This window comes from Acinetobacter sp. V110_1 (assembly GCF_031798975.1).
In the GTDB taxonomy this organism is placed as follows: domain Bacteria; phylum Pseudomonadota; class Gammaproteobacteria; order Pseudomonadales; family Moraxellaceae; genus Acinetobacter; species Acinetobacter nosocomialis_A.
In genome coordinates, this window is the sequence record NZ_JAVQNN010000025.1 from 1 (window position 1) to 26,308 (window position 26,308).

Annotated in this window: 24 protein-coding genes and 2 pseudogenes; 17 read left to right on the forward strand and 9 right to left on the reverse strand. The window is 37.6% G+C overall.

The annotated features are described in order from the left end of the window. Positions 1 to 322: 322 nt before the first annotated feature. Together RMA95_RS09925 and RMA95_RS09930 are read right to left on the reverse strand one after the other, a co-directional pair. On the reverse strand, positions 323 to 880 hold the full coding sequence (locus tag RMA95_RS09925) for a peptidylprolyl isomerase (RefSeq protein ID WP_191010682.1): 558 nt from the start codon (positions 878 to 880) through the stop codon (positions 323 to 325). Positions 881 to 1,025: 145 nt separating this feature from the next. Then, positions 1,026 to 2,096 (reverse strand): alpha/beta hydrolase, encoded by a 1,071-nt coding sequence (locus RMA95_RS09930; protein WP_311070312.1) that lies wholly within the window; start codon positions 2,094 to 2,096, stop codon positions 1,026 to 1,028. Between the two features lie 210 nt (positions 2,097 to 2,306). On the opposite strand from RMA95_RS09930, the gene RMA95_RS09935 reads away from it, so the two are divergent. Further along, positions 2,307 to 2,633, forward strand: a complete 327-nt coding sequence (locus RMA95_RS09935; protein WP_019456661.1) for a hypothetical protein — start codon at positions 2,307 to 2,309, stop codon at positions 2,631 to 2,633. 170 nt (positions 2,634 to 2,803) lie between these two features. On the opposite strand, the gene RMA95_RS09940 is transcribed toward RMA95_RS09935, so the two are convergent. Then, positions 2,804 to 3,034, reverse strand: a complete 231-nt coding sequence (locus RMA95_RS09940) for a hypothetical protein (RefSeq protein ID WP_004706148.1) — start codon at positions 3,032 to 3,034, stop codon at positions 2,804 to 2,806. A 391-nt stretch (positions 3,035 to 3,425) separates the two neighbouring features. Beyond that, positions 3,426 to 4,292 carry an MBL fold metallo-hydrolase gene (locus RMA95_RS09945; RefSeq protein WP_311070313.1) on the reverse strand — a complete coding sequence of 289 codons (867 nt, stop codon included), beginning with the start codon at positions 4,290 to 4,292 and terminating at the stop codon, positions 3,426 to 3,428. A 107-nt stretch (positions 4,293 to 4,399) separates the two neighbouring features. On the opposite strand from RMA95_RS09945, the pseudogene RMA95_RS09950 reads away from it, so the two are divergent. The 6 genes and pseudogenes from RMA95_RS09950 to RMA95_RS09975 all read left to right on the forward strand — a co-directional run bounded on the left by RMA95_RS09950 (position 4,400) and on the right by RMA95_RS09975 (position 10,920). Continuing rightward, positions 4,400 to 5,328: pseudogene (locus tag RMA95_RS09950) on the forward strand (LysR family transcriptional regulator). Positions 5,329 to 5,456: 128 nt separating this feature from the next. Continuing rightward, positions 5,457 to 6,011: a nucleotide exchange factor GrpE gene (gene grpE, locus RMA95_RS09955; protein ID WP_039250138.1), complete on the forward strand. Its 555-nt coding sequence runs from the start codon at positions 5,457 to 5,459 to the stop codon at positions 6,009 to 6,011. 152 nt (positions 6,012 to 6,163) lie between these two features. Beyond that, positions 6,164 to 8,104, forward strand: coding sequence for a molecular chaperone DnaK (gene dnaK, locus RMA95_RS09960; protein ID WP_289736561.1), 1,941 nt, complete (start codon positions 6,164 to 6,166; stop codon positions 8,102 to 8,104). 330 nt (positions 8,105 to 8,434) lie between these two features. Further along, positions 8,435 to 9,352, forward strand: coding sequence for a matrixin family metalloprotease (locus RMA95_RS09965; RefSeq protein WP_311070314.1), 918 nt, complete (start codon positions 8,435 to 8,437; stop codon positions 9,350 to 9,352). Between the two features lie 81 nt (positions 9,353 to 9,433). Continuing rightward, a pseudogene (locus tag RMA95_RS09970) lies at positions 9,434 to 10,445 on the forward strand (M57 family metalloprotease). A gap of 100 nt (positions 10,446 to 10,545) precedes the next feature. Next, positions 10,546 to 10,920 carry a hypothetical protein gene (locus tag RMA95_RS09975; protein ID WP_077164428.1) on the forward strand — a complete coding sequence of 125 codons (375 nt, stop codon included), beginning with the start codon at positions 10,546 to 10,548 and terminating at the stop codon, positions 10,918 to 10,920. Positions 10,921 to 10,981: 61 nt separating this feature from the next. Here the strand turns inward: RMA95_RS09975 and RMA95_RS09980 are convergent, their stop codons facing one another. The 3 genes from RMA95_RS09980 to purE form a co-directional block, all read right to left on the reverse strand. After that, positions 10,982 to 12,280 carry a lytic murein transglycosylase gene (locus RMA95_RS09980; protein ID WP_311070315.1) on the reverse strand — a complete coding sequence of 433 codons (1,299 nt, stop codon included), beginning with the start codon at positions 12,278 to 12,280 and terminating at the stop codon, positions 10,982 to 10,984. Between the two features lie 677 nt (positions 12,281 to 12,957). Beyond that, entirely contained in the window at positions 12,958 to 14,079 is a 1,122-nt protein-coding gene (locus RMA95_RS09985) for a 5-(carboxyamino)imidazole ribonucleotide synthase (RefSeq protein ID WP_311070316.1), read from the reverse strand. 9 nt (positions 14,080 to 14,088) lie between these two features. After that, the gene (gene purE, locus RMA95_RS09990) at positions 14,089 to 14,604 is read right to left on the reverse strand and encodes a 5-(carboxyamino)imidazole ribonucleotide mutase (protein ID WP_311070317.1); all 516 of its coding nucleotides are present in this window, start codon (positions 14,602 to 14,604) and stop codon (positions 14,089 to 14,091) included. Positions 14,605 to 14,832: 228 nt separating this feature from the next. Between purE and RMA95_RS09995 the strand changes: the two genes are divergently transcribed. Continuing rightward, a complete protein-coding gene (locus tag RMA95_RS09995; RefSeq protein ID WP_311070318.1) occupies positions 14,833 to 15,291 on the forward strand; it encodes a hypothetical protein in 459 nt (152 codons plus the stop codon). 59 nt (positions 15,292 to 15,350) lie between these two features. Here the strand turns inward: RMA95_RS09995 and RMA95_RS10000 are convergent, their stop codons facing one another. After that, on the reverse strand, positions 15,351 to 15,713 hold the full coding sequence (locus RMA95_RS10000) for a DMT family protein (protein WP_004711246.1): 363 nt from the start codon (positions 15,711 to 15,713) through the stop codon (positions 15,351 to 15,353). Positions 15,714 to 15,954: 241 nt separating this feature from the next. Between RMA95_RS10000 and mpl the strand changes: the two genes are divergently transcribed. Further along, positions 15,955 to 17,328 carry a UDP-N-acetylmuramate:L-alanyl-gamma-D-glutamyl-meso-diaminopimelate ligase gene (mpl, locus tag RMA95_RS10005; RefSeq protein ID WP_311070319.1) on the forward strand — a complete coding sequence of 458 codons (1,374 nt, stop codon included), beginning with the start codon at positions 15,955 to 15,957 and terminating at the stop codon, positions 17,326 to 17,328. A gap of 70 nt (positions 17,329 to 17,398) precedes the next feature. On the opposite strand, the gene RMA95_RS10010 is transcribed toward mpl, so the two are convergent. Continuing rightward, entirely contained in the window at positions 17,399 to 18,649 is a 1,251-nt protein-coding gene (locus RMA95_RS10010; RefSeq protein ID WP_311070320.1) for a low temperature requirement protein A, read from the reverse strand. 135 nt (positions 18,650 to 18,784) lie between these two features. Between RMA95_RS10010 and RMA95_RS10015 the strand changes: the two genes are divergently transcribed. The 8 genes from RMA95_RS10015 (at position 18,785) to RMA95_RS10050 (ending at position 26,286) form a co-directional block, all read left to right on the forward strand. Next, positions 18,785 to 19,381, forward strand: coding sequence for an undecaprenyl-diphosphatase (locus RMA95_RS10015; RefSeq protein WP_311070321.1), 597 nt, complete (start codon positions 18,785 to 18,787; stop codon positions 19,379 to 19,381). Positions 19,382 to 19,699: 318 nt separating this feature from the next. Beyond that, positions 19,700 to 20,656: a TerC family protein gene (locus tag RMA95_RS10020; RefSeq protein ID WP_311070322.1), complete on the forward strand. Its 957-nt coding sequence runs from the start codon at positions 19,700 to 19,702 to the stop codon at positions 20,654 to 20,656. 187 nt (positions 20,657 to 20,843) lie between these two features. Continuing rightward, positions 20,844 to 21,209, forward strand: a complete 366-nt coding sequence (locus RMA95_RS10025; RefSeq protein WP_311070323.1) for a hypothetical protein — start codon at positions 20,844 to 20,846, stop codon at positions 21,207 to 21,209. 21 nt (positions 21,210 to 21,230) lie between these two features. Then, positions 21,231 to 22,391 (forward strand): glutathionylspermidine synthase family protein, encoded by a 1,161-nt coding sequence (locus RMA95_RS10030; protein WP_311070324.1) that lies wholly within the window; start codon positions 21,231 to 21,233, stop codon positions 22,389 to 22,391. A gap of 291 nt (positions 22,392 to 22,682) precedes the next feature. Further along, entirely contained in the window at positions 22,683 to 23,738 is a 1,056-nt protein-coding gene (locus RMA95_RS10035; RefSeq protein ID WP_311070325.1) for an aromatic ring-hydroxylating dioxygenase subunit alpha, read from the forward strand. Between the two features lie 56 nt (positions 23,739 to 23,794). Further along, complete coding sequence (gene guaD, locus RMA95_RS10040) at positions 23,795 to 25,120, forward strand: guanine deaminase (RefSeq protein ID WP_311070326.1); 1,326 nt, start codon at positions 23,795 to 23,797, stop codon at positions 25,118 to 25,120. 214 nt (positions 25,121 to 25,334) lie between these two features. After that, positions 25,335 to 25,862 (forward strand): hypoxanthine phosphoribosyltransferase, encoded by a 528-nt coding sequence (gene hpt / locus RMA95_RS10045; RefSeq protein WP_002051884.1) that lies wholly within the window; start codon positions 25,335 to 25,337, stop codon positions 25,860 to 25,862. Positions 25,863 to 26,034: 172 nt separating this feature from the next. After that, positions 26,035 to 26,286 carry a GlsB/YeaQ/YmgE family stress response membrane protein gene (locus RMA95_RS10050; protein WP_000269732.1) on the forward strand — a complete coding sequence of 84 codons (252 nt, stop codon included), beginning with the start codon at positions 26,035 to 26,037 and terminating at the stop codon, positions 26,284 to 26,286. Positions 26,287 to 26,308 lie beyond the last annotated feature (22 nt).

The following is a 26,308-nucleotide window of genomic DNA, read 5'->3' on the forward strand; positions in this document are numbered from 1 at the left end:
GCTCAAATAAACTTCGAGTAATTTAAACCAATCAATCAATGAAAATTATTTCGATCAATCAATCAGTAAAAATCCACACAAGTTGTTCTTCAATTCTCTTAATGATTTTTCTGCTCTTCGTCAGAGACAGATTCGACACAATATTAAGCTTTTATCTTAACCCTGTAAGCTAAGATATTCTCGTGTATCGCGTCGGGATGAGTGCATTATAGGGAAAAAAAACCGGTACGCAAGCACTTTTATAAATATCAGTGTTCGACCGGTTCTTTTTCACTCAAATAAAGTTTATAAAATTATTAAACACTTGATTTATATCATTAATTTATTTTTTCGATGTTTTGATCTTTATATCTACAATTTTTATAGGCTGTTTTGGCACGTTTTGATGCATGCCATAGTTTGATGTAGGAACCTGAACAATACGATCAACTACATCCATTCCTTTTATCACTTTACCAAAAACGGCATACCCAGGATTTCCCGGGGAACGGTTAAGAAATTTATTATCTGCAACATTTATAAAAAACTGGCTAGTAGCTGAATCTGGATCTGATGTACGAGCCATGGCTAAAGTACCACGCGTATTTGCAATACCATTTCCTGCTTCATTCTTAATAGGCGCTCGTGTTGTCTTTTCCTGCATATTTGCAGTCATGCCACCACCTTGTGCCATGAAACCTGGAATCACACGATGAAAGATTGTCTCTTTATAAAAACCAGATTTTATATAGCTTTTAAAGTTATTCACACTAATCGGTGCTTTGTCGTCATATAACTCTATTTCGATGTTGCCTAAATTTGTTTGCATCTCAACTAAGCTATTAGCCCATACTGAGTGACTACTTAGACCTAGACAAAACAACATCAATAGCTTTTTCATATTTTCCTACAATAAACTTTATAAAAAGATAATCATTAAATCTAATCGTCTACAGCAAAGAATTCTAGTGAGTATTTATTAAGAATTTTAATTCTTTTTTCTAAGTAATCCATGTTCCACGTGAAACATGGATTATTGTGTTTGTTTAACTATTTTTATCCCAGAATTTTCTAAAGTTTTTACTAATTTCGATAGTATGGCGTTTTGCTTTTCTAGAAATTGGCGTCATGTTAATAAAACCATGAGTCTGTTCCGGAAATTCTTCGTAATGCATTTTCACGCCATTTTGTCTTAACTTATGACTATATATTTTTGCTTCGTCATGTAAGACATCATGTCCGGCTGTAATCACAAAAGCTGGTGGATTTTTCTTTAGGTTGCCATAGGTAGGTGAAATAATTGGATCGTCAAGTTCTACATTATGCTGAGTTGCATAATATTGTGTGACGTAATCAATATCGGTATTTGTTAAAACCAACCCTTCGTTATAAGCATAAAAAGAAGGATGTCTGCTTTTGAAATCCACTGTTGGATAAATAAGTAATTGTGCTTGCGGAGCATAAGCTTTATTTACTGATCTTTGCGCTACAACAGTACTAATATTTCCACCAGCACTGTCCCCTGCGACCGCTATTCTATTTTTTAAAATTTTTAATTGTCTGCGGTTTTGATAAACCCATGCTAATGCATCTTCACATGACTGAATTAAATGTTCTGGTGAAACTTCTGGAGCAAGAGGATAGTCGATACTGAGTACCTGTACTTTTGCATATTTAGCTAATAAACGACAAACCTCATCATGAGTATCTAAACCGCCTACGACAAAACCACCTCCGTGATAAAACACAATTAATGGCAGTTTCTTGTTAGGAGCAGGATGATAATGTCTGGCAAAGATTGTACCGCTTTGTAGTGGTAGGCGAATATCCTCTACTGAATCAATATAAGTTGGTTTTTGGCGTATAGCCTGCATTTGTGCATCAAACATTCTTCTTGATTGAATGGGGTCAGAGCCAATAAAGCCCTCTTTCCCCTGTTTAATTTGCACAGCCATCATGCATTTAGTAAATGAATCAAGATCTGGATATTGATAAGAATATCCTAAAATTTTCGCAAGAGACTCTTGGGCTAGTCGAGGCAACCTATCGAGTGCTCGAGCAGCAGGGCCTTGCCCTTTATCTAGCAATGTTTGAATTTTTTGATTAAATGCTGTCATGCCTGTCTCCTTGAATCCCTCTTATCCTTCATATTTTCTACAGAATTCTTTGTTGTTTGACTATATTCGCATACAACTCATGCAATCAAGATACAAAGGTAAAAACCAATCTACGCTAATCTGATTTATAGCAAATGTCATTAACAAATCTGTCGATTAAAACAGGACTTTTTTGCCAATTATTGTTAACAGACAAAAAGAGGTACCGCTATGTCAGCAAAACTAGTTGTTACTATGTTAGCAACCAGTCTTTTAACTGTAGGCTGTGTTGCTTACCCAGATGATCCTTATTATCGTGGTGGCGGATACGTTTACCATGACCATGATCGCCGCTATGATCGTGATGATCAACGTCGATATAATGATTGGGAACGGAAGCGTTGGGAAGAGCGTCAACGAGTATATGAACAACAACGTAAAGATATTCGTGAACAAGAGAAAGATCGTCGTGAATGGGATAAAAGACACCGTGACTGGGATAAAAAACGGGTAGAAGATCGAGATCATGATCGCCGAGATTATCGTCATGATGACTAAACTTACTACTATATAAAAAGCCCCAAAGAAATAAGTCTTTTGGGGCTTTTTTGAGGAATATAAATTCTCTCTAATCTATAGAAAAATGAGTAGCAGCTCATTTCATATATGTATTGGCATCTTGAACATATATGTTCTATAAACTCATATCTCTTATTTTTAGCAGCAAATTACTGAGCAGTTGCAGAGCCTGAAACTGAACCAGAAGCACCAGCATCTACTTGACCTGGTTGTGCTTGACCAGAAACACCTGCATCAATACCAGCACCTGCTTGTACCCCAGATGGGCTAGCACTTGTTTGAGCAGAACCTGATGCGTTTAAACCAGCTTCAGATGCACAACCAACAGCTGTAAAAGCGACACCAGCAAGCACTACAGAGATAAGACCTAATTTTTTCATAATCACTTTCCTTTCATTACGACAAACGTTTAAATGCAAAGTTCATCTTCGCGCTGCCTATAATTCACAATTTTTTTTTCTGGCGTGCGTATCATTGGTTGTCTTTTCTAGTAATAGAAGTACAAATTCTGCAATTTTTTATTAAAATCAATTTTTTAATCTGATCAATCTATTTTATAAATTAAACCATAGATAAACGCTTGTTTAATTTTATCAATTTTTTCTTTTTATTCTGCTGAGTCCTTATATTTAAAATTTTTCCATTTATAGAAACGCTATATAAGGTACGTAGACTGTTACAGAGCTTTTTTACCCTTAAAAGTGGTTTATTCATAAAAAAGCCGCGAATGATCGCGACTTTTTTGAAAGTGAATATGGCTTAAATGTTAAATTATGGCCACTGCATTTCACCTTTTACAACTTTAGCCCCTAACTCTAAGCTATCAACACTTTGAAGAGTTGGATATTGCTTTTGCATAACTTTGCTCAACTCAGCAGAGTTTTTAGTTGCTTTAGCTGCCTTTTCATAACTATTTAAATAGTTAATCGAGAAATTAACCGCATCGAGACCTTGTGGAGCTCCCTCAACCATATGTGCAGGCACAACAATTTTAGGCTGAAGGGCTTTGATACTTTCTAAGGATTGAATAACTTCCGCACGATCTTTAGTTTTAGGAGTATCGGCCATCCATAAATGAATGCCTGAAGACACAGGGATTCCCCCTACTACTGCTTTTGCAGACGGTACCCATAAATAGGTAAGTTCTTTTTTACCTTTAATTTCGATTGATTCATTTTCAAGTTTTAAAGTTTTAGCTGTATAAGCTTGAGGCACAATAATTTGGCTAGGTGCATTTGCACCCATTTGTGGTCCCCAATATTTAATTTTAAGCGCTTGAGTATCTTGAATATGCTTTACTGTTTCTGGAGTGGCAATAATCTGTACATTCGGGAAATACTGTTTAAATACATCTAAACCAAAGTAATAGTCTGGGTCGCCATAGCTTACAAAAATTGTTTTTAACGTTTTACCGCTATCTAGAATATTTGCGGCAATGCGCAATGCTTCAGATTTTGAGAATTGCGCATTAACCAATAGAACTTCTTTATCGCCTTCAATTAAAGTAGACGTCACGCCAAAATGTTCGGGTTTAGCCAGAAAACTCTGGATTTTTAGGTCTTGAGCAAAAGCTGACTGAGCCATAGTTAATGCCGTTGCAGTAGTAAGCGCAGAAGCGGTTAATTTAAATAATCTCATTAGGTATTCTCCTGTTTCATGAAGAACACTTTAAATTGCAATTTATGTAAGATAAATGCACTAATTTAAGATAAACTGTTGCATATATTGTAATAATAGCTAGACATATGGATACTTTAAAAGCGATTCAGGTCTTTGTTTCTATTGCACAACATGGCAATTTGACCAAAGCCGCAGAACATCTTAATTATTCTCGCGCCATGGTTTCACGTTATCTTGAGCACCTTGAACATACATTCTCAACTCGACTTTTTCAGAGAAATACCCGAAAAATATCCCTCACTCCCGCAGGTGAGAAAGCTCTGCTCTACTGTGAAAATATTTTACAACAACAACAACTTTTACAAGAGCTCGCAGCGCCTGAGCAACATAACGGTACAATCCGTTTTACATGCGGTTTATTTTTATTTGAACTTGGAGTAGCAGAATGTATTCGCCAATTTAAACGTCAGCATCCGCATATTAATTTTGATGTTTACTTGACCGAAAACACTATGGATCTTATAGATGCACAAGTGGACTTAGCGTTACGTATTACCCAAAAGGTAGCCGATGGTTTAATTGCACGACCAGTTTGTCAGATCGAGTCCGTTTTCTGTGCTCATCCAGATTATTTAAAACAGCACAGTCCCCTGCTCCATCCTCGTCAGCTGATTCAGCATGAATGTATTGCTCATCATAGTCAGCACCAATACTGGACACTGTTTGATAATGAACAACAACCTCAGAACTATCCTTTGAATGTGACTTTTAAAAGTAATGATGTAAATGCGCTTTACGATATGTGTTTACATGCACAGGGAGTCGCAATGTTACCGTCATTATTAGTTGAAAAAGATTTAAAAGAAAAACGCCTAACCGCTTTATTTAAAAATTTTATGGCTCCTGAGCTAAGCTTGTCGATCGTGTATGCCTCTAGACAACATTTACCTCGAATTACTCAAGAATTTATTGCTTTTATGATCGAAAATTTAGATTTTTACTTAAAACCGCAAAATTAAAAGCTTTAAATTGCCGTGTACGCTTGAATTTTTAGGCAATGCCCATACTTCATCCCTATTAATGAATTACAGCATATGCATGGCAGTTCAGGTTTTACACAGTAAATACTGATGCCAAAAAGGACTGTACATGTTTAAAAACCCATTTAAACGGAGATCATCAATGGCTAATGAGCAAAATGAGCAAGCTCAAGACATTCAAAATGAGCAAGCTGAGCAATCTAACGAGCAAACTCAAGCTGAAGGTGTAGAGCAAGCAAACGACGTTACCGTTGAATCTTTACAAGCGCAAATCACTAAACTAGAAGAAAATCTTAAGCTGGAAAAAGCTCGTACAGCAAACGCAGTTTATGAAGCACAAAAAAGTGTAGAGCGTATTCAACGTGAGTCTGAGAAGCATAAAGAAACTGTGCTTGAAAAATTTGCAAAAGAATTGTTGGACTCTGTCGACAATTTAGAACGTGCAATTCAGGCTGCTGGTGGTGAAGAAACACCAGTACTTGAAGGTATTAAGCTAACCTTGAAGTCACTATTAACAACTCTTGAGAAATTTGGCGTTGTAGAAGCTGATACTCAAAATGGTTTCAACGCAGATTTACATCAAGCTGTTGGCATTGATCCAAATGCCAAAGCCAATGAAATCGGCACCGTTTTACAAAAAGGCTATACCTTAAATGGTCGTTTGTTGCGCCCTGCTATGGTTATGGTTGGTCAATAAAACGAACAAAAGCGAAGCATCGCTTTGCTAAAAGCACAAGAATTTGAGAGTTTTTTGTTTTTTTTTCATAAAAATGCTTGAAAAAAACCGATTGACTCTCATATCGAATAACAAGCAAAACATTGCAACAGAATTTTAGAGGAACACACCAAATGGCAAAAATTATTGGTATTGACTTAGGTACTACCAACTCATGTGTTGCTGTACTTGAAGGCGATAAAGTAAAAGTAATCGAAAACGCTGAAGGCGCACGTACAACTCCATCGATCATTGCTTATAAAGATGGCGAGATCTTGGTTGGTCAAAGTGCTAAGCGTCAAGCAGTAACAAACCCTAAAAATACATTATTCGCGATCAAGCGTTTAATTGGTCGTCGTTATGAAGATCAAGCAGTACAAAAAGACATTGGTCTTGTACCGTATAAAATCATCAAAGCAGACAACGGTGATGCTTGGGTTGAAGTAAACGATAAAAAATTAGCGCCTCAACAAATCTCTGCTGAAATCTTGAAAAAGATGAAAAAAACTGCAGAAGATTATTTAGGTGAAACAGTAACTGAAGCGGTAATTACCGTTCCTGCTTACTTTAACGATGCTCAACGTCAAGCAACTAAAGATGCGGGTAAAATCGCTGGTTTAGATGTTAAACGTATCATTAACGAACCAACGGCTGCGGCTCTTGCGTTCGGTATGGACAAAAAAGAAGGCGACCGTAAAGTTGCAGTTTACGACTTAGGTGGTGGTACTTTTGACGTATCTATCATTGAAATCGCAGACCTTGATGGCGACCAACAAATCGAAGTGTTATCAACTAACGGTGATACTTTCCTTGGTGGTGAAGACTTTGATAACGCGTTAATTGAATACTTGGTTGAAGAATTCAAGAAAGAACAAAGTGTGAACTTGAAAAATGATCCACTTGCGTTACAACGTTTGAAAGAAGCTGCTGAAAAAGCAAAAATCGAGCTTTCTTCATCAAATGCAACTGAAATTAACCTTCCATACATCACTGCTGATGCGACTGGTCCTAAACACTTAGTGATCAACGTAACTCGTGCAAAACTTGAAGGTTTAGTTGCTGACTTAGTTGCTCGTACAATTGAACCTTGCCGTATTGCACTTAAAGATGCTGGCCTTTCGACTTCTGACATCTCTGACGTAATTTTGGTTGGTGGTCAGTCTCGTATGCCACTTGTACAACAAAAAGTACAAGAATTCTTCGGTAAAGAGCCACGTAAAGACGTGAACCCTGACGAAGCAGTTGCAATCGGTGCAGCAATTCAAGGTGCTGTATTGTCTGGTGACAAGAATGACGTATTGCTTCTTGACGTAACACCATTAACTTTAGGTATTGAAACAATGGGCGGTGTATTAACACCAATCATTGAGAAAAACACGACGATTCCTGCGAAGAAATCACAAGTGTTCTCTACTGCTGCTGATAACCAACCAGCTGTAGATATTTCAGTTTACCAAGGTGAACGTAAGATGGCTCAACAAAACAAATTGTTGGGTAACTTCCAATTAGGCGATATCCCACCTGCTCCACGTGGTGTGCCGCAAATTGAAGTATCGTTTGACATCAACGCTGACGGTATCTTGAAAGTATCTGCGAAAGATAAGAGCACTGGTAAAGAGCAATCGATTCAGATTAAAGCAAACTCAGGTTTATCTGATGCTGAAATCGAAGCGATGATTAAAGATGCTGAAGCGAATGCTGAAGAAGACCGTAAATTTGAAGAACTTGCAAAAGCTCGTAACGAAGCTGATGCATTAATTTCAAGTTCGAACAAAGCTGTTAAAGATCTTGGTGACAAAGTGACTGAAGATGAAAAAACAGCGGTTAGCACAGCAGTTTCTGAACTTGAAGCAGCAACTAAAGAAAATGATGTTGAAGCGATCAAAGCGAAAACTGAAGCTTTACAAAACATTTTGATGCCAATCACTCAACGTGCTTATGAACAAGCACAACAAGCTGGTGGTGCTGAAGGTTTTGATCCTAATGCATTCCAAGGTGGCGATGCGGGTCAACAAAAAGCTGATGATGGCGTTGTAGATGCTGAATTCACAGAAGTAAAAGATGACAAAAAATAATTTGTCTCTTTAGAAAAGACCGCGCGAAAGCGCGGTTTTTTATGAGTTACAAAAAGAAACAATTATTGTTTTTATATCAATTTGGTTATTTTGCAGTCAAAATAGTCAATTATTAAAATTAACTTTTTATTATTTATAATTATTTTAAAAAATTAAAATCACTGTTATTAAATTCATTAAATTTTCCATTAGTGCCAAATAAATAGATTTATCCCTTCCCTTTCTTTAGCAAGATCACAAAACAACCACCAACTCTGGTCTCCATTATCACTTTGACGGATCCGAATTACTTACTAACAATAAGAATTTATTTATATTTTTATTTTTGCCATGAAAAAATTTCTATGGTGGGGAATGAGCTTTTACTTAAGTATGAGCTTATACACAGTTGCTTTTGCTCAAAGCCGTTTATCAACTATTTCTTTTAATCAACCTCTAAAATACAAGATTGATTATATAGATCCACGTTTTCATATTACTAAGGAACAATTTATTCAAATTGGTCAAGAAGCTGCTGGGATTTGGCAGAAAGAGACAGGAAAAACTTATTTTATTTATGACCCACAAGCAGAACTTACAATTAATTTAGTGTTTGATGATTATCAAGCTGTTCAAAATGAAAGAAAAATTAATATAAATAAGTTATTACAACAGCAGGAAGAATTGCGAGAGAAAAATAAAGCTGTTCTATTATCTAAACAACAAATAGATCAGGAAACTGCTCTTTTGCATGAAGCAAAAGAGGAACTAAATAATAGATTTGAACAATATCAAAAGGATGTAACTCTTTTTAACCAAGGAGATAATAGTAAATTTAAACAAGCTGATTTAATTAAACGTCAAGCTGAGCTAACCGAATTATCATTAAAGTTAAAAACAAAATTTTCTCAACATAACAATAAAATAGAAAATCTTAATGCACAAATTAAGCAAATAAATCAACAGCAAAGTCTGCTTAGTCAATCTATTAAACAATTTAATTTAAGTACAACGGCTAGTCCAGAGACTTTTCACAAAGGTTTATTCAGTCAAAATCAGATTCAAATTTATGGTTTTAATTCATTTGATGATTTGCGTCTAACACTTGCCCATGAATTTGGACATGCACTGGGACTAAAACACACTACTGACCCTAAATCTTTAATGTATCCTCGTTTAAAAGAGCAAGATATTCATAACTTCAAATTAACGCATGCAGATTTAGACTTACTGAGTTCATTTTATAGTTCTAATAACGAAAATCATTAAAACTAACTGATTAAATAAACTAAATAAAATTAAAACTGTTCAAATTTTACTAACAAATAATTTGGCAAACGGTAAAAAATAATGAGACTAAAGTCTCATTTATTTATCAAAATTGTATATTTTTTGATTGATTTTTCATTTTATCTTCTTATAATACGTTTTTTTTAAAAATCTCCCCCTGACGACTATGCGCTTAACATCTTTGTTATTAGGCTTGGCTTTTGCTTTTTCTAATTTTCAGGCCAATGCTCACCTTGCAACTCCTGTAAACACTCAAGTTCAGCAAAAAAATGCTCAACATTTGACATATAAAATTGCTGAAGTCGATCCTCGTTTTGGTTTAAGTCAAGATCAATTAATTCAGATTACTCAGCAAGCTGCTGATATTTGGAAAGAAGGTACGGGTAAAAATTACTTTACTTATGATCCAAATGCAAAGTTAGAAATTCGTCTTGTATACGATGACAGCAAAAATCGTTCAGAACAGCGTCAAAAAATCTCTGCTCAATTTAAACAAGATCAACAACGCGTAGTTGATGAACAACAGCAAATTAAGCAGTTGAAGCAAAATTTAAGTCAAACTCAATCTGATCTTGAAAACAAGAAACAGATCTTAAATGAGAAGTTGAAGAATTTTGATCAACAAATGATGCAATTTAATGAAGGTAAATCAGCACCTGAATACACAGCAAAATCTCTTGCGAAAACTCAAAAAGATTTACAGAAACAAACTGTTTCTTTAAAGAAAGATATTGCTGCTTACAATCAGCAAGCTGCGGACTTAAACAAAAAGGTTAATCACTTTAACCAGATTAATGACCAGTTCAATCAATCATTAAATCAGTTTAAGCAAAATGCACAAGCTGATGTATTTAAGAAAGGTCTTTATAACGGTAAACAAATCACAATCTATGAGTATAGCTCTATTGATGATTTACGTTTAACGATTGCTCATGAATTAGGTCATGCACTTGGCTTAAAACACTCTGATCAACCAGGCGCGTTAATGTACTCAGTTCGCAAAGACAGCGATAAAAAAAGTGATATTTTAACTGATGCTGATCGTGATCTATTAAACGCTTTACCTCAATAATTAGATATGAGACATAATGATGTATCTATTTTATAAATAGATACATCGAAATTCATGTCAAAGTCATGTTATTGTGGTTGTAAGAGCCGTCTAAAATAGAATGGAGATCAAGATGAGTTATTATCATATCCTGATTGAAGTAAATGACCACATTAGTACGATTGAACAAACTCGAGATATCGAACTATTTGATATTATTGAACTTAAACCGTACCTTCATTCTATTTTACTGCCTTATTTTAATGAGCAAGAAATTGAACTTGAAGATGAAAATATTGAATATAAAGATATTTTACATCTTGAAGTTAAGCAGACATTACTACCCATCGAACATCTAATCGAAGAAGAACAGAAGCAGTTACCAAGTGACACCGATGTCACTATTACTGCTTATGAAATCTTTAATGATCGTGATTTAAGTCAAGATGTCACTTCAGTTATTTTGGACATTTTGGAAGCTGTAAAGCTCGATTAATCCATAGTTTAACTGCTAAATAAAAAAGGTCTGCATATGCAGACCTTTTTTATTTAATGCCTTATTGCATCATTTTTCGGGCTTGTTCTTGACGGAAGGCTCTTAAAATTTGCTGCCCTGCCCGTCCAGTTGGATTTAAACCTAAACGAGTCTGCTCTTGGCGGATAGCAATACGTGTTTTATCACCAATTAAGCCATCTACAGCACCAATATCATAGCCACGATTAATTAGAAATTGCTGAATCTCCCGACGCTCTGCACGAGAAGTACCTGGGTCATCTGTTGGCCAAGAAGCAACGAATGGCTTGCCACCTTTTAAGCGATCAGATAAATGTGCAATCGCAAGTCCATAACTTTCGGCTGCGTTATAACTATAAATGGCATCAAAATTTTTAAATACTAAAAACACTGGGCCATTTGCTCCTGCTGGTGCCATTAAACCGGCAGGCGTACTATCCGACAAAGCACCTTGAATTAAAGGTGTACCATCAATTCGGGTTACTCCACGTGCACTCCAGCTACTCAATGATTTTTTAGAGCGGCGCCCTTCTCCATCAATTGACATACCTGACGGAATTTTGACTTCAAAACCCCAAGGCATTCCCGTTTGCCAACCCGCTTTATTTAAGAAATTAGCCGTCGATGCCAATGCATCTGCCGTACTCAACACTAAATCTCGGCGACCATCACCATCAAAATCAACAGCTAAGCGTTCATAAGTTGATGGCATAAACTGCGTATGTCCAAATGCACCAGCCCATGAGCCTTTAAGTTGATCTTCGGTTAAATCGCCACGTTGTAAAATACGCATAGTGGCAAAAAATTCTGTACGGAAATAACTTTGTCGGCGCCCTTCACAACTTAATGTTCCAAGTGCTTGCAATAAAGGATATTTTCCAGAAATATCTCCAAAATTACTTTCAACACCCCATACTGCTACAATTGTTTCAGCTGGTACGCCATAAGCTTGAGATGCACGATTTAAAACATCTCGATATTGCGCTAATTTTTGTTTCCCCAGCTCAACACGCTCTTCATCTACAAGACCAGATAAATAGTCCCAAATCGGTGTAGAAAATTCTGGCTGATAATTTAACTTATCAATTACTGAGTAATCTGGCGTTAAATTTTGCGTATAGCGGTCATAAGTACTACCTGAAACTCCAGCAGCAATCGCTTGTGAACGTAAATTTGCTAAACAACTCTGGAAATTATTATTAGGCGTATAAGTATTGCTATTCGTTACTGGAACAGTCGCATTACTAGATATTGTAGAAGTAGAACCATTTATTACCAGCTCTGCTTGAGCCTGAGTCATTGCCAAAAATATAGACCCAACAATACAAGAAAAACGTCGCATATTATCCTAGTTCAATTTTTAAATTTAAATTTGTCTGTACCATACCATTATGGACTCAAAATTTTCAGAGAGAAATCGTAAATTTGAATTCATAATTACTTCTTTAAATTCATTTCCAAAGTTTTAAATTCAAATTTTACATCTAGTTTTGAATTTAAAACTTCTTACACAAGATTAATTGGTTTTTAAATTCAAAAATCCCTCCTGTAGTTTAAATTCAAAATGTCACTTTAAATTTAAAAGCCCAAACCCATTCCATCTGTGGATAACTTATAAAACCACAGCTCTAAACTGCCTCAACCCCTATATTAGCTATGCTCTTCATCATCTTTATATGCTACAACCCCTTCACCACTCAGAGAAATATTTTAAATTTAAAAGTTAGATATAGTTTTGAATTCAAAACACCACCGAGATAACATGCATCTTTTTAAATTCAAAACAAACATAAGCTGATCTACTAGATTTAAATTCAAACTTTAGGTGCTGGGGATAACTTATTTTAAATTCAAAACCACTAAAACACCTTGTTTCATTTTTTAAATTCAAAATAAAAGTCCTCATTTAAATTCAAAAAGCTTAATAAAAGTTATCCACAACAGAACAAGATTAGATTTTTTAAATTTAAAAGACAAAAAAAGCGATCCGAAGATCGCTTTTTAGGAATTTTAACTTAATTAAATAGTCATATCAGCTGTCAATGCGAGTGGTTCTGGCAAAATTTTCGCTAATTGACGACATAAACTTGTCAATTCATTACTATTCACAGGCATTAATGTAATGTGGCCCAACTTACGGCCAGCACGTTCTGATTTGTTATAAAGGTGCAGATGAGCGCCATGTAGTGCTAAAACATCTTCAGTTTTAGGATGCTGACCAATAATATTGATCATAACCGTTGGGCGAACAACGTCTGTTGAACCCAATGGTAGTCCTGCAACAGCTCGAACATGGTTTTCAAACTGTGAACATACGGCGCCTTCAATTGACCAGTGGCCTGAGTTGTGCACACGTGGTGCCATCTCATTTGCACATAAGCCTTGTTCTGTCACGAATAGCTCTAGAGTCAACACGCCAACGTAGTTGAGATGATTCAACAAACGCGTAATGTAGTCTTGAGCAACTGGTTGTAGAGCTTCACTGTTCGGTGCAGGCACGATTGAGTGCGACAAAATACCGTTGTGATGATGATTTTCAGCCAATGGCCAAGTTTTTACTTCACCATTTTGGCCGCGTACTGCAATAATTGAAACTTCGCGAGAAAATTTAACAAAACTTTCAGCAACTAAGCTTTTTGCAGGGCCAAGTTCAGACCAAGCAGTATCAATTTGGTCTTCTGAACGAAGTACAAACTGACCTTTGCCGTCGTATCCACCAGTTGCCGTCTTAAGTACAATCGGCAAACCAAGTTCAGCAACAGCTTTTTTCAAGCTTTCTAGGCTATCTACAGCACGGTACGGCGCAACAGGAATCTCAAGTTCATCAAACAATGCTTTTTCTGACAAACGATTTTGCGCAGTCGCTAAAGCAACACGGGGAGGGTGCAATGTTTTGGTTTGTGTTAAAACATCTACGTCCGCAACAGGCGTATTTTCAAACTCAAGGCTGAAAACATCAGCGCTTTCAATAAACTGCTTTAAACCTTGTTCATCTTGGCTAGAAAAAACTTGACCTAAAACACCTGCTGGACAATCTGTATTTGCTTCAAAAAAAGTACATTGAATATTTAATGGTAAAGCTGCTTGCGCCATCATACGGCCCAATTGTCCACCACCAAAAATACCGATAGTTTTATCCATTTCAGCCTCTTAAACCTGTCCCGGAATATTGTTGCTTGCAACTTTATCAGTTTGAGCAGCGCGGAAATCTGCAACATTTTTTGCGATTTCAGGACGAGTTAAACCTAAGATTTGAGCAGCCATAATCGCAGCATTGGTCGCGCCAGCTGGACCAATTGCCAAAGTACCGACTGCGATACCTGCTGGCATTTGTACGATTGAAAGCAATGAATCTACGCCATTTAAAATTGATGATTTAACTGGTACACCCAACACAGGTAAGTCAGTTTTTGCAGCACACATACCTGGTAGATGTGCAGCACCACCAGCACCAGCAATAATCACTTGAATACCGCGATCACGTGCAGTTTCTGCATATTCAAATAAACGGTCTGGCGTACGGTGAGCAGATACCACTTCCGCTTCAAATGGGACACCAAGCTGTTTAAGCATATTGGCAGTGTTTTCGAGAGTTGCCCAATCAGATTGAGAACCCATAATAATTCCAACGAGAGGTTGAGCGTCTTGTGCTGCGGCCGCATTCATTGCTAATGTTCCAAAGACAAAAGTAAAAGAAGATAAATCTCGACGAGAGCCAAGTTTTAAATAGTTCGGAAGCCCATTATTATAGACTGATTTTTCATCTCACGAAAATTTAACTCACCAGCTCTGTAAATATTTTTAATCTCATAAAAAAATGTCATGCTTTAACAGTGACACATTCTCAAATTTTATTAATATAACGCGCTTAATCAAATTCATAAGAGCTTAATAATGAAAAAATTTCTTGGAGTCTTAACACTCACACTTTGCACAACAACGAGTTACGCGGCCTTAGTAAATTTAAATATCAGCGAATTTCAAAAAACCATTAAAACTTTAAATAAAGAAAAGGGTTATAACGGAGAAATCAAAAGTGGAGCATTAACTGGTAAGGTACAAGAGAAATTTATTGTCACTGGAAAATCTGCTACTGATGAGAGAGAGCCAGTTCTGATGACTGGTTATTATCTTGGTGCAACTGAGGTAGGAAATGTATATTCAATTACCGAATATCGTATTTACTGTGACGATCAGACCTATAGTTATGCTATGTCTAATTTTGAACCGGACGGCGCTTTGAGTACAACTACATTAGATAGTAATTATGCTTTTGACTATGAAGACCCAACGCCAAGAGATAAACAATTTTCTAAAATTCTAAAAAAAGCGTGTAAATATTCTGCTAAATAATCAGGTATTTGAAAAGTAATAGCTTGTAAAGTCAGTTATTCAATACAAGCTATTGCTGATTACTGGCTTCTAAATACAAAATAGACGCAGCCAAACAGGCATAACATGGCCCAAACATAGTCTAATTTAAACGGCTGCTTAAATAGCAACACCATGAATGGCACAAATACAATGAGAGTGACTACTTCTTGGGTAATTTTCATTTCACCCAAGGTCCAGTTTTGATCACTCAAGATTCGAGTTGCTGGAATCATAAAACTATATTCCAGTAGGGCGATAATCCAACCGAATAAAATCGCTTGCCAGAATGGAGCATGGTGCAAAAATTTAAGATGCCCATACCATGCAAGTGTCATAAAACAGTTCGAAATAATTAATAGCACAAAAGCTAAAACCGTTGGGCTCAAAGGCACATCCTTCATCGTCACGATGATTTAAGTATTAATATGGATCAAAAACATTATAAAAGATAAAACTATAATTCAGCTTAAATCTAAAAAATAAAGCTGTACTTTTATGAGTGCCTCAAACACATAGAACAACAACGAATTTTGACTATCTTTTCCAGTTGAGCCTTGCTATCGTTGCTGGCAAATTTATCAATAATGAAAACACAGTAATTCACATTAATACTGTGTACAAAAGCAGTGGAGAAGGCGAGCAATGCATCTGCATATCTTGGGTATTTGTGGCACTTTTATGGGCTCTTTAGCACTTTTAGCTCGTGATTTAGGACATAAGGTAACAGGTTCCGATTCAAACGTTTACCCGCCAATGTCTACCCAGTTAGAAAACGCAGGTATTGAACTCATGCAAGGCTATGACCGTAGTCATTTACAGCCTCATCCAGATTTAGTTATTGTCGGCAACGCCATGAAACGTGGTATTGATGCCGTGGAATACATGCTCAATGAAGGCCTGCCATATATTTCTGGTCCACAGTTCCTTGCTGATCACGTTTTACAAGGCAAACATGTGCTTGGTGTGGCAGGTACTCATGGAAAAACAACTACTACGACCATGTTAGCTTGGGTACTTGATCAAGCTGGTTTAAACCCAGGCTTTTTAATTGGTGGTGTACCACTGGGTTTTAGTGAAAGCGCTCGTTTAGGCGGTGGTAAATACTTCTGCGTTGAAGCCGACGAATATGACTCAGCTTTCTTTGATAAACGTTCTAAGTTTGTTCACTATCATCCAAAAACGGCGATTTTAAATAACCTTGAATTTGACCATGCCGATATTTTTGATGACTTAGCAGCAATTCAAAAACAGTTCCATCATCTTGTGCGTACCATTCCAAGTGAAGGCCGTATTATTGCGCCAATTACTGAAACTCATATTGATGAAGTACTTGAAATGGGTTGCTGGACGCCAGTGATTCGTACAAGTTTAGAAGCGAATGAAAAAGCTGCTTTGTCTGCCGAATTAATTTCAATTGATGGCAGCCATTTTAAAGTCCTCGAAAATGGCAATGTCGTTGGCGAAGTGAAATGGAGCATGACAGGGCAACATAGCGTAGCGAATGCTTTAGCAACCATTGCAGCAGCTCAACATGTGGGCGTTGCTCTTGAAACGGCTTGTGAAGCTTTATCTAACTTTGGCGGTGTAAAACGCCGTATGGAGTTACTCGGTACAGTCAATGGTATTGAAGTTTATGATGACTTTGCTCACCACCCAACAGCGATTGACACGACTTTGGATGGCGCACGTAAACGCCTAGGCGAACGCCGTTTATGGGCTATTATTGAACCGCGTTCAAATACCATGCGTATGGGCAGCCATAAAGATGGCTTAGCGCATTCAGCACGCTTAGCAGATGACGTTATCTGGTACCAGCCAGAAGGTTTAGACTGGGATTTACAACCAGTGATTGAAGCTGCTTCAAACCGCGCTCAAGTCAGCCGCTCTCTTGATGAAATTATTAACCGTATTGTTAATGAAGCAGGTGAGGGCGATGCTGTTGTGATTATGTCTAACGGTGGCTTTGGTGGCTTACATCAAAAACTCATGAGCGCATTAAAAGCAAAAGCTGCTTAACTTTCTCTCTAGATGATTTAATAAAAAAACGGGTTTCAGTTTGAAACCCGTTTTTTTAGTTTAATGGTTTTTAAACCTGCTTTGGCTCTATATCTTCTATAAATTTATTGGAAATAAATAAACGTAGCGTATATACAATACCCATCGCAAATACGCTATATCCCACGTTATTACAAATAAATGGAATACATAAAATAATAAGCGCAGTAATAGGATAAAACCATTTAGAAATTCCGGTTAAACATTCAAACTCGTATAACATCCATATACAAGTGGTATAAAGCACTACACTCACTGCGACAATTACGCCCATATATAAATCAGAGATATGTGCATGATGGGTAGTAACATCTACGGCGGCGGCAAGCGCAGCACCTACCGCAGCAATACTCACAAAAACAAAATAATGACCATAACCCCATACAAATGGGCGTACACCTTTAAAATGATGATGCTGTTCACTGCGATCAAAGTAAGCCCACCACATTGCGAACATCAACATCAATCCACCAATCATTAAGAAAACGGCAGGAATATTGATAGATTGAGCCGCAAGCGCATCACGTATGGCATTAAAACTACCTACAATTGATTCGCCCAAAACAATAATGGTGAGAAGGGCATAGCGCTCTACAATATGATGAGGATGCCACGGCGTAGGCGAATGTTTTTCTGCATAGATGGGAACGAATAACTCGAGCACAGCTAGACATAAAAATAGAGGTATAGAAAGGACATGAGCAAAGTTAGCCACAAGCCAGCCAATTTGTACTAAGACTATACCGATCGCATAGCGATAAGCCGTAACTCGCCGTTCAGGATCATGTTTTGCTGCACGTAACCACTGTGTAACCAGTGCCATGCGCATAATCACATAACCAATAATGATGATGTCAAAATCCTGACTACGAAATACATCAGGAATACCGGCGGCCATCACCAATGAACCTACAATCTGTACAAAAGTAAGGCACCGATACAATGCATCATCATTATCGTAAGCTGAAGCGAACCATGAAAAATTCATCCATGCCCACCACAGCGCAAAAAACACCATTAGGTAGCTTGGCAGCGCATGCCAGAGGTGATTTTCAATAATCGCGTGATGTAACTGCTGACCCGCTGTTGCAATCGCGACCACAAAAATTAAATCGAACAATAATTCGAGGGGAGTTGCTGCTCTATGCGGCTGTTTTGGATCTCTTGGAGATAAAGGCCTCAAACTTAATTTTTTCTGTTTTTCTTGAGTAGTCATAAAATAACGTTCTCGAATAAAGTGCCAACACGTTAACACTTTAATATTAACGCCCAGAACACGCATTAAAAAATATCTAGACCTGCTGTTTAATCTTTACTCACAAACAAACTATATTTCATTTTTGTGACAATTCTTTATCAAGACAACAGGCTTAATTCTTTATCATAGCCCACGTTTTTGTTCTTGTTTGGAATATGAATGTCTTTAGAAACACTCAACCTTAGCTTATTCCATGTGATTAATGGGGCTCAGGATGCGAGTCAATTTATCATTCGTCTTGCTATCTTTTTTGCTAATGATCTCCTCTATATTCTTTTATTCATCCTTACATTTTTATGGTTCTACGGCGATCAAGATTTAAAAAATAGGGTCATTAAATCTATCTTTTTAACCTGCATATCACTTTTAGTGGGTTATGTTATTTCTCTGTTTTATCACCATCCAAGACCATTTGTGATGGGTGTGGGCACCACGTTTATTGAACATGCACCAACAGCATCTTTTCCAAGTAATCATATGCTGATTTTCAGCACCATAGCCCTGTCTTATATGTTTGCTCAGCGCAAAATGATTGGCATCATTCTGTTATTTTTGTCATTTGTGGTAGCGTGGTCACGTATTTATTTAGGTGTGCATTTCCCGTTAGACATGCTGGGGGCTTTTATTGTCGCGCTTCTGGTCAATACGGCAGGTTATTACTTCTGGAATGCTTACGGTACAAATTTGACCGCATTCTTTATTCACCTTTACCAAATTATATGTAAACCACTCTTAGACCGCGGTTTGATTAAATAATCCGTAGATCTTTTTTATATTAAAACCACGAGATTAAGTTCAGTTGCGTAATATAAAAAAATCTGCCATTCTATGTGAAATTGGATATGTTTTATCCAAAACAGAATTTAGTTTGACAAGGGGAGTAGCCTCCTCCAAACATAACAGCAATGTTATGTGTCAGATATCGTCAATACACTTTTATTAAAAAGTCGGTATCTGAGCATCGTGAAATTCATGATGTAGGCAAGACCTTGATCATGTTGATACAGATGTTTAATTCATCTGGCAACTGGTCGAGGTTTTTTTATGCCCAATTGCCGGATGTAGGGAGGATTTATGGAAACAATCGGCAATCTATGGCTGTACATAGCATTCTTTGGCATTGTCATTGTCATGCTTTTAGTGGACTTTTTAGGCTTTAAGCAAAAGCAAGGTCAGGATGTCTCAATTAAGCAAGCTGCATATTGGAGCGTGGCGTGGGTAAGCGTTGCAGCCTTATTTGGTGGTGGTTTATGGCTCTACCTACAACAAACGGTTGGGGTGACCTTAGCAAACCAAAAAACCATGGAATACTTTGCGGGTTACTTACTCGAAAAATCCCTCGCAATTGACAACGTTTTCGTCTGGTTAATGATTTTTGCGGCGTTTGCTATTCCAGCTGCGCTACAACGTAAAATTTTGCTCTACGGTGTATTAGGCGCGATTGTACTGCGTACCCTTTTTATTTTTATTGGTGCATGGTTCGTACAAGAGTTCTCTTGGGTGCTTTATATTTTCGGTGCGTTCTTGGTATATACAGGCTTTAAGTTCTTAAAGGGCCAAGAAGAAGAAACCAATATCGAAGACATCAAAATTTTAAAATGGCTACGTAAGCACATGCGTATTACCCCACAGCTTGATGGTGACAAATTCTTTGTACGTCAAAATGGTTTATTGTGGGCAACGCCGTTATTTCTAGTGTTGATTTTGGTTGAAGCTTCAGATGTAATTTTCGCGGTAGATTCTATTCCTGCTATTTTCGCTGTTACTAGCGATCCGTTTATTGTTTTAACGGCGAATTTAATGGCAATTTTAGGTTTACGCGCAATGTTCTTTTTACTTGCTGGCGCTGCTTCTAAATTGCATTACTTACCGTATGGCTTAGGCATCATCTTATTGTTCATTGGCGCGAAAATGTTGTTGCTTGATGTATTCCACATGCCAATCTGGATCTCGTTAAGCTTTATCGTAATAGTGTTAGCAATTACTGCTTATCTCTCTTTACGACACAACAAAAAGCAATTGCAGTCTTAACTCATCACAACAAGGCATCTACATGTGAGATGCCTTGTCATTTAAATATTTAAAATAGGCTGTACTTTAAAAAAGCAGATTAATATCATATGCCAACCTAAAATTTATCTTTCCTAATCAGAAACATAATAGATAACAGCGATTCGGTTTTTATGCCGAACATACTTATTAAAATGTGTGGAGTCTCATGCGTTCTAAAAAAATTAATCTTGTCGTGGTCCCTTTATTACTCACGGCATGTAGCCATAATGATGGTCCTTTAGTACAAGATATATATAACAACCAATATGACTGTGCTCGCGACTGGAATAACGAAACATGTAAACAAGAAAATAGCTCAAGTGGACATGGTTCTAGTTATGTCGGTAGCCGCTATTTAGGTCCTGCGTATTATCGAAATAATCGGGAAGTTTCTTTTCACGGAAATACCTTACATCCTTACAGCAATTTGAGTGTAGGTCATCCCATTATTTCAAGTACGGCGAAAAGCGCATCTTCTTCATCCCCAATTCGTGGGGGTTTTGGTCGTAGCGGCTTCTCTTTCGGCGGCTAAATTCTCAGGCATTCACTTAATATGAAAAGAAAAATATTTACTCCACGACCAGACTGGCAAGTGGAGCATCAAAATATTGGTTTTGATTATTTTAATTTACCTTCTCTCGATGGCTCAATTTACTGGTCTGAAGGGGTTGCTTATGAATTTACGCTTAAGCAGATTGAAAAACTTGAAGATGCAGCAAATGAGCTGCATCAGATGTGTTTATCGGTAGTAGGAGACCTCATTCAACGGGGCGACTATCCTGCTTATTTTCAAATTCCTGAAGTCGCCATAAACCATATTGAACATTCGTGGAAACAAAATGCTCCGATGCTGTATGGCCGCTTTGATTTCGCTTACGATGGGCGAAATATCAAAATGCTGGAATATAACGCCGATACGCCGACTGGCTTACTCGAAGCCTCTGTTGCACAGTGGCTGTGGATAGAACAAGTCTCAGGCATTGCAAATCGAGACCAGTTCAATAGTATTCATGAAGACCTGATTAAACGCTGGAAGACAATTTTACCGCGTGGTAGCCATGTGCATTTTGCTGCCTGTCAGGAAGCGGGAAGGGAAGACTGGGGCAATTTAGAGTACTTGATGGATACCGCTTATCAAGCTCATCTACAAGTTTCCGAGCTTTCTATGGAGAACATAGGTTGGAACGGGCAAGATTTTGTTGATCTCCATAATCAGCCCATTCAAAACATATTTAAACTCTATCCATGGGAATGGATCTGGGAAGAAGCATTTTCTCAATATATCCATCCACAAACACAGTGGATTGAACCTTGCTGGAAAATGTTACTTTCAAATAAAGCGATTTTGGTTGAGCTTTGGAAGCGTTATCCAAACCATCCATTATTGGTTGAAACCCATACCTATGACCCGCAACAAGCTTTGTCCGGTAAATGGGTGAAAAAGCCGATTTTGGCAAGAGAAGGGGCCAATATTCGAGTTTTACAAGACGGCCATGACCAAGGTGCAGCTTCTGGTAGCTTTTATTTTGATGACTATGACAAATATGGTTATGTCGTACAGAAATGGGTAGATACCCCATTATTTTCAGGGCAACTGCCTACACTCGGTTTATGGATGGTTGGACATCAATGTACAGGCATGTCTATTCGTGAAGATTGCTACGACATTATTGGTAATGATGCTCACTTTGCAGCACATTATTTTGTCGAGTGATAAGCGCATCGATATATAAAAAAGCACTTTTTAAGTGCTTTTTTATTGGGTCTTACTTGCGATCAATTAGTGCATTTTAAGTAAACAGCGAATAATGAGCTTTCATTTTTAAAGTTAAATTAGAACAAAAATTCAAAAACACAATAATATAAATTTATGTATTTTAATAAATTTTTCCTTATTTTCTTTATTAAAAATCAATATTGGCAAGCTCTTTGCATCTCCTAAAAAGAAAAAAGCCTAGATTTTAAGGGCTCGCGAGAGCCCTGATTTTTTTTAAGGAGTGATGCCATGAATGCTATTCCAACTTTAACGCCACTTACCATGCCGTGTAACAGCAGTTTTGAAGGAAAAGATTGGGAAATTTTATCAAGTCACTGGTATCCGGTTGCGCGTATTCAAGATGTCTCTACAGCACCTCAACGCGTCACGCTACTAGACGTCAACATGGCCCTTTATAAAACAGAAAGTGGCGAAATTCATCTGGTTCGAGACATTTGCCCACATCGTGGGGTTCCATTAACCAAAGGTTGGGTCGATGGTGAAGAAATTGTGTGTCCCTATCATGGTCTACGCTATAACACTGAAGGGAAATGTACCCAAATACCAGCTCAACCCGAGTTAACCAAAATTTCTGATCGTTTTTCTCTGACCAAATTTCCTGTTGTTGAACGATATGGTCTGATTTGGACCAGTATTCATGGTCGTGATGTTACTCAAGCCAATATTCCTGTATTAGATACTTGGGACCATGCAGAGCATCAATCAATTTTACCGCCTTTTGTCGATATTGGCGGTTCTAGTGGTCGTCAACTCGAAGGATTTATCGATGTCGCTCATTTTGCGTGGGTGCATCACAATGCCTTTGCCAGTCGCGATAATCCCGTTGTCCCTAAGTACCACACCGAACGCACCGCCCACGGCTTAAAAACAGTCTATATCAGCAATGTCAGTAACTATCCACACGAACTAAAACATCTCGAACCAGAAGGCTTTTTGTGGAAGCGCACCTTTGAGGTCTATCCACCTTTTTCAGCTGTACTTACGGTCGATTTTCCAGAAGGTGGAGTCTTAAAAATCTTAAATGCCTGTTGTCCTGTTTCAAGCAATAAGACCCGTTTATTTGTCCCACTCACGCGTAACTTTGACCAAACTGGCGATTTAGAAAAGGTATATGCATTTAATGCGCAAATTTTTGCTGAAGACCAAGAGATGATCGAATCACAAAAGCCAGAAGACCTTCCGCTTGATTTAATAATGGAAGCACATTTTGAAGCAGACCGTTCATCAACGACTTATCGACGGATTTTGGCAGAATGGGGACTAAGTAAACGTTATACCGTTTAAATCTTGGCTAACTGGGGTACAATCAATCGAAAAAAGTGAAAATATAAAGGCTTTCCATGTCATTGATCGCAAATACCACCGTTGTACGTGGTCGTTTTTTAGATATTCAACAAACTGTCTCTGAGCCAACTGATATTCCAAATCAAGTGCGTTATTTAGAAGATGGTGTATTGATTAGTGAACATGGAAAAATCAAATGGTTTGGTGCATGGGAAGAAGCTCAACAGCATCTTCCTACTGGAGTTGAGGTTCAACATTACCCAGAACAATTGATTGTACCCGGCTTTATTGATACCCATATTCATTTCCCGCAAACAGAAATGGTTGGAGCATATGGTGAACAACTTTTAAGTTGGCTTAATACTTATACTTTCCCAACTGAAATCCAGTTTCATGACAAAGCATATGCAAGTGAAATTGCCCAGTTCTTTGTTCAGGAACTCTTAAAACACGGTACAACTACAGCCCTCGTTTTCTGTACAGTTCATCCCGAGTCTGTTGATGCCTTATTTGAAGCCGCAGAACGCGTTCAGATGCGTTTAATTGCCGGTAAGGTACTCATGGACCGCAATGCCCCTGAAGCGCTGTGTGACACGCCAGAAACAGCTTACAGCGACACTAAAGCACTCATTGAAAAATGGCATGGTAAGGGCCGTGCTCTCTATGCAATTACGCCACGTTTTGCGCCTACTTCTACACCTGAACAATTAGAAAGAGCAGGGCAGTTAAAACAAGAATTTCCGGATGTTTATGTCCATACGCATTTAAGTGAAAACAAAGATGAAATCTCATGGGTGAAATCTTTATTTCCGGAACAAGCTGGCTATTTAGATGTTTATCAACACTATGGTCTTACTGGTAAACGTTCTGTGTTTGCGCATTGTGTTCACTTAGAAGATCAAGAATGGCAATGTATGCATGATACGCAGTCAGCTATCGCATTTTGTCCAACATCGAACCTATTCTTAGGCAGTGGTTTATTTCCATTGAAAAAAACATGGGAAAAACAAGTGAAGGTAGGCTTAGGTACAGACATCGGCGCGGGTACATCATTCAGCTTACTGCAAACCGTTAATGAGGCTTATAAGGTTCAGCAATTACAAGGCGATAAACTCTCAGCTTATGAAGCTCTTTATCATGCCACGCTAGGCGGAGCAAAAGCACTTGATTTGCAAGACCAGTTAGGCAATTTTAACATCGGTAAAGAAGCAGATTTTGTTGTATTGAATCTTAAGCCAACTGCATTACAGGAACTTCGCCAGTCTAAATCTAAATCTGTTGAAGATTCACTGTTTGCATTATTCACCTTAGGTGATGACCGTAATATTGAGGCGACTTATATTTATGGAAAACGTGCTTATCAAAAAGAAACAGTCCAGTAAAAAAGGTATTGTTAAGTTTTTGTTATTATTTGGAATATGTGCTCTTGCATTAAAGCGTGATCGATATATTCCGCAAAATGATAAAATTTCATAGCCATCAAAGGGTGCATGAAACGTCATTTTGCTTTAAAATTTTACCATTAACTCAGTTTTTCGAGGTGTTGCAGGTCAACACCTTTTTTATTTTTTCTTTTATATCTTGTAGGAATCTGCCATGACTGTTGCAATGAGCATCATGATTTCAACCGAAGAAATTCAAGCAAAAGTCAAAGAGCTCGGCGAGCAAATCAATTCTCACTATGCAAATAGTGACAAAGAATTGGTTCTGATTGGTCTACTTCGTGGTTCTGTTATTTTTATGGCAGACTTATGCCGTACCATTACCAAACCACACGAACTCGACTTCATGACAGTGTCTAGCTACGGCGGTGGTACCACTTCAAGTCGAGATGTTAAAATCTTAAAAGATCTTGACGGTGAAATTCGCGGTAAAGATGTGCTTGTGGTTGAAGACATTATCGACTCAGGCAACACCTTAAGCAAAGTTGTGGAAATGTTGCAAACTCGCGAACCAAATTCAATTCAGCTATGCACATTAGTGAGTAAACCGTCTCGCCGTGAAATTGATCTTGAAGTTAAATTTTTAGGTTTTGAAGTAGAAGACAGATTCATTGTGGGCTATGGCTTAGATTACGATCAAAAATATCGTCATCTGCCTTTTATTGGTGAAATTGGCCTATAAATTTCATAAAAATAGCACCATAAGGTGCTATTTTTTTATATAACGTTTTAGCTTTGAACAAAAAAGACACAAAAAGTCGCAATCTGCTACAGACAAAACAGACAGCTCTGTCGCACGATAGAATATGAAGCAAAATCATTAACTTCATCAAAAAAACAACTGGAGAACAAATATGTGGTCACTTATTGTTGCTATTGTGGTTGGTTTCTTCGCTGGCTTAATTGCTCGTGCTTTGCATCCAGGTGATGATAAAGCAGGTTTCATCGTTACGACTTTGATTGGTATTGCAGGTTCACTTCTAGCCACTTATGGTGGTCGTTTGCTTGGGCTTTACGGCGAAAACTCAGCTGCAGGCTTTATCGCTTCCGTGATTGGTGCAGTCATTATTCTATTCATTTACAACTTGATTGCCCGAAAAAGCTAAACTTTAATTCGTTCATAAAAAA

Excerpts from the sequence above, each read along its gene's own strand:
- purE (WP_311070317.1), bottom strand. The coding sequence starts at position 14,604 with ATGAATGCGGCCGCAGCACAAGACGCTCAACCTCTCGTTGGAATTATT.
- RMA95_RS10035 (WP_311070325.1), top strand. The coding sequence starts at position 22,683 with ATGAATGCTATTCCAACTTTAACGCCACTTACCATGCCGTGTAACAGC.
- hpt (WP_002051884.1), top strand. The coding sequence starts at position 25,335 with ATGACTGTTGCAATGAGCATCATGATTTCAACCGAAGAAATTCAAGCA.
- RMA95_RS09930 (WP_311070312.1), bottom strand. The coding sequence starts at position 2,096 with ATGACAGCATTTAATCAAAAAATTCAAACATTGCTAGATAAAGGGCAA.
- RMA95_RS09945 (WP_311070313.1), bottom strand. The coding sequence starts at position 4,292 with ATGAGATTATTTAAATTAACCGCTTCTGCGCTTACTACTGCAACGGCA.
- RMA95_RS09980 (WP_311070315.1), bottom strand. The coding sequence starts at position 12,280 with ATGCGACGTTTTTCTTGTATTGTTGGGTCTATATTTTTGGCAATGACT.
- dnaK (WP_289736561.1), top strand. The coding sequence starts at position 6,164 with ATGGCAAAAATTATTGGTATTGACTTAGGTACTACCAACTCATGTGTT.
- RMA95_RS09995 (WP_311070318.1), top strand. The coding sequence starts at position 14,833 with ATGAAAAAATTTCTTGGAGTCTTAACACTCACACTTTGCACAACAACG.
- RMA95_RS10050 (WP_000269732.1), top strand. The coding sequence starts at position 26,035 with ATGTGGTCACTTATTGTTGCTATTGTGGTTGGTTTCTTCGCTGGCTTA.
- RMA95_RS09975 (WP_077164428.1), top strand. The coding sequence starts at position 10,546 with ATGGAGATCAAGATGAGTTATTATCATATCCTGATTGAAGTAAATGAC.
- mpl (WP_311070319.1), top strand. The coding sequence starts at position 15,955 with ATGCATCTGCATATCTTGGGTATTTGTGGCACTTTTATGGGCTCTTTA.
- RMA95_RS10000 (WP_004711246.1), bottom strand. The coding sequence starts at position 15,713 with ATGAAGGATGTGCCTTTGAGCCCAACGGTTTTAGCTTTTGTGCTATTA.
- grpE (WP_039250138.1), top strand. The coding sequence starts at position 5,457 with ATGGCTAATGAGCAAAATGAGCAAGCTCAAGACATTCAAAATGAGCAA.
- RMA95_RS10030 (WP_311070324.1), top strand. The coding sequence starts at position 21,231 with ATGAAAAGAAAAATATTTACTCCACGACCAGACTGGCAAGTGGAGCAT.
- guaD (WP_311070326.1), top strand. The coding sequence starts at position 23,795 with ATGTCATTGATCGCAAATACCACCGTTGTACGTGGTCGTTTTTTAGAT.
- RMA95_RS10010 (WP_311070320.1), bottom strand. The coding sequence starts at position 18,649 with ATGCGTGTTCTGGGCGTTAATATTAAAGTGTTAACGTGTTGGCACTTT.
- RMA95_RS09940 (WP_004706148.1), bottom strand. The coding sequence starts at position 3,034 with ATGAAAAAATTAGGTCTTATCTCTGTAGTGCTTGCTGGTGTCGCTTTT.
- RMA95_RS10025 (WP_311070323.1), top strand. The coding sequence starts at position 20,844 with ATGCGTTCTAAAAAAATTAATCTTGTCGTGGTCCCTTTATTACTCACG.
- RMA95_RS09985 (WP_311070316.1), bottom strand. The coding sequence starts at position 14,079 with ATGGATAAAACTATCGGTATTTTTGGTGGTGGACAATTGGGCCGTATG.
- RMA95_RS10020 (WP_311070322.1), top strand. The coding sequence starts at position 19,700 with ATGGAAACAATCGGCAATCTATGGCTGTACATAGCATTCTTTGGCATT.
- RMA95_RS09965 (WP_311070314.1), top strand. The coding sequence starts at position 8,435 with ATGAAAAAATTTCTATGGTGGGGAATGAGCTTTTACTTAAGTATGAGC.
- RMA95_RS09925 (WP_191010682.1), bottom strand. The coding sequence starts at position 880 with ATGAAAAAGCTATTGATGTTGTTTTGTCTAGGTCTAAGTAGTCACTCA.
- RMA95_RS10015 (WP_311070321.1), top strand. The coding sequence starts at position 18,785 with ATGTCTTTAGAAACACTCAACCTTAGCTTATTCCATGTGATTAATGGG.
- RMA95_RS09935 (WP_019456661.1), top strand. The coding sequence starts at position 2,307 with ATGTCAGCAAAACTAGTTGTTACTATGTTAGCAACCAGTCTTTTAACT.